Source organism: Acinetobacter sp. YH16053 (assembly GCF_013417035.1).
Lineage (GTDB): Bacteria > Pseudomonadota > Gammaproteobacteria > Pseudomonadales > Moraxellaceae > Acinetobacter > Acinetobacter towneri.
Genome location: NZ_VPEP01000082.1, coordinates 1 through 2,388, shown reverse-complemented (window position 1 = coordinate 2,388; position 2,388 = coordinate 1). Strand labels below are relative to the sequence as shown.

3 protein-coding genes are annotated in these 2,388 nt (G+C 37.1%); 1 reads left to right on the top strand and 2 read right to left on the bottom strand.

Translation table 11 applies throughout. The features are described from left to right. On the top strand, positions 1 to 601 hold a 601-nt coding region (locus FTV43_RS15050), incomplete at its 5' end, for an MvaI/BcnI family restriction endonuclease (RefSeq protein WP_218950815.1). Positions 602 to 624: 23 nt separating this feature from the next. Here FTV43_RS15050 and FTV43_RS15045 read toward each other — a convergent pair. Together FTV43_RS15045 and FTV43_RS16110 are read right to left on the bottom strand one after the other, a co-directional pair. After that, a complete protein-coding gene (locus FTV43_RS15045) occupies positions 625 to 1,089 on the bottom strand; it encodes a very short patch repair endonuclease (RefSeq protein ID WP_163146739.1) in 465 nt (154 codons plus the stop codon). Between the two features lie 138 nt (positions 1,090 to 1,227). Then, entirely contained in the window at positions 1,228 to 1,419 is a 192-nt protein-coding gene (locus FTV43_RS16110; protein WP_034705540.1) for a hypothetical protein, read from the bottom strand. Positions 1,420 to 2,388 lie beyond the last annotated feature (969 nt).

The following is a 2,388-nucleotide window of genomic DNA, read 5'->3' as shown; positions in this document are numbered from 1 at the left end:
GGAGCTAAAAACAAGATCAAAAAGTAGTACTACCCTAATGACTCCTGAACCTGATATCGGACTCTATCGTGACAGCTATGCAAATTTCATGAATACCCATGCAAACCGCAGGCAACCGCAGCAGCTTTACTTTACTGCCAAACACCAGACTGGAATCCGAAATCCGGAAACATGTCTGACTCTTTTCATTGAAGGATATGATTTGGAGAAAAAGAAAATTACCCTGAGCGAGGGTGGCTATTTTCTGAAAAATGACAATGGAGAAGTTGCAGCTGGATGGACCTTTAGCAAACTGCTCAATCACTGGAAGAATAAACATACCAAAACCTGCTATGTTTCCTACACTAACCTCAAACTTGAAGGCTCTACCTATTACCAGTTTGGCCCAAAGGTGTCGCTGGCTAAAGGAGCAAGTATTGAGAAATTCCTGGATGCCCTGGCGACAGGAATAGTGGTTCATGATCCTGGATGCAAATATGCCCTAGATGTGAATACAGGCAAATGGAAACAGAAAAAACGCAACCAGTTCAGGGTGTCAGCAGTCAATTCAGCTTGTCTATATGATGAATACAAGGAGCTTGACCTGTCATCAGATAAATAAGTATGGCTGTATTACTTGAAAAATCATCTGTCTCTTGGAGTGTCACGTATTTCAAGAAACTGTCTGTCACCTGCAAGCCAGTCAGCAATTGTACTGACTACTTTTTCCGGATCTTTTTTGGCTCCCCGAATACTGCATTCCCAGACAATGCAGACTCGCCAATTACTAGCGCGCAGGATATCTACAGCTCTGGAATCATTCGCCTGATTACGGCAGATTTTTTCCTGCCAGAATTCCGTCCGCGTTGCCGGTAACCTGAAAAGATGACAATTCTGATGACCATGCCAGAAACAGCCGTGTATAAAAATCACTGACCTGTATTTTGGCAAAACAATATCAGGTTTTCCCGGAAGATCTTTTACATGAAAACGATACCGAAATCCTTTTTTATGAAGCAAATGTCTGACTAATAATTCAGGCTTTGTATTGCTACCTTTGATTCCAGCCATCATACGGCTGCGTGTAGATGGATCAACAATGTCTACCATCTATCTCTCCTAAGCTATATTCGAAACTTAACAGAATAAAACTTCAACAATATTATTTATATTGCACATTTTTCATTTAATTATAAGTACTCGTGTCTAGCTAATATTTAACATAAAAACTCTTATACGCAACCCAGGTTAATCCTGGGCTTTCTGTTCAATCTCATCATTGGTCGAGAATGTGTCTGGATTCGTGAGATTGATGTTTTCCTGGCATTGATCGCATACCAACAGTCCTGCAAAAAGCTGTACATTTTTTCTTGATTGGCAAAGAGTACAAGCCTTCGGAAACATTATTGTATTTGCTGTAGTAGTGATATGAGTGCTCATCACAATTCCTCGAATAAGATTTCTTACTATCTTCTCTTAAACTTCAACGCTTGAGTATTGAAGAAGGTCCATTTTTGGAACTTTTGTAGAAAATAGGTATAGAACTCACTGATATTGAATACTCTCAATTTTTTAACTACTTTTAATGTCTAAAATAAGAAATCAATTTAGGCTCTAAAGCCTCACTTAAAATCTATCAACTGAGTGGTTTTTACAGGTTTAAATTTCTAAAAAATACATCATGTATAATTTATTAAATTGACCGAATTGACAATTTTGTGGCTTATCGAAAAGTGCGCAGATTATTTTAATTAATTTTCATTAACTTATGCTGATTTTATAGCTTTTACTGCGCAAACTCAGTTTTCATGAACTGCGCAGGGTATTTATTTATATATATTAATAGCTTACGCTCTTTTTTCCCATTTTTCGAGCGCAGATGCCTGCGCACCCTATTTTTATTTAAATAACAGTTACTTACGTAATTCTTATTAGATTTTTGAGCACAGAGAAGAGCGCAGCAAATTAATAAATAAAATCAATAACTTATTTTAAAAAATGCGCTTTTTGCTGCGCAGCTTTCTAACACACAAAATAATTACCCAAACCCTTACAGCATAAGGATTTGAAGGTTGTCATCGTTAGATGCGTGGTGTGTGACAAAAAAATCCCGGCGTGTGCCGGATCCTTGATTGGAAAATTGGCTAAAGTGACGTAGGGCCAGTGCTTGGTTTTGCATGGAAAAAAGTATTTATTTCCTGGTTTAGAAAAACGTAAAAAAATCAATTTTTTGTCCCTTCATCCAGGTTAAAAATTTCAACCCAAAACTTTAATTATGAAAAGCTTCATAGAACGCGTTCAAATGCGATTTAAGAGCCTTTACCTAAAAAACATAGATCTCATAGTGAAAAACAGAAAACAGCTCAAAAAACGCAAATGAGAGCGAAATAAAGAGGTATTTTGACTTTA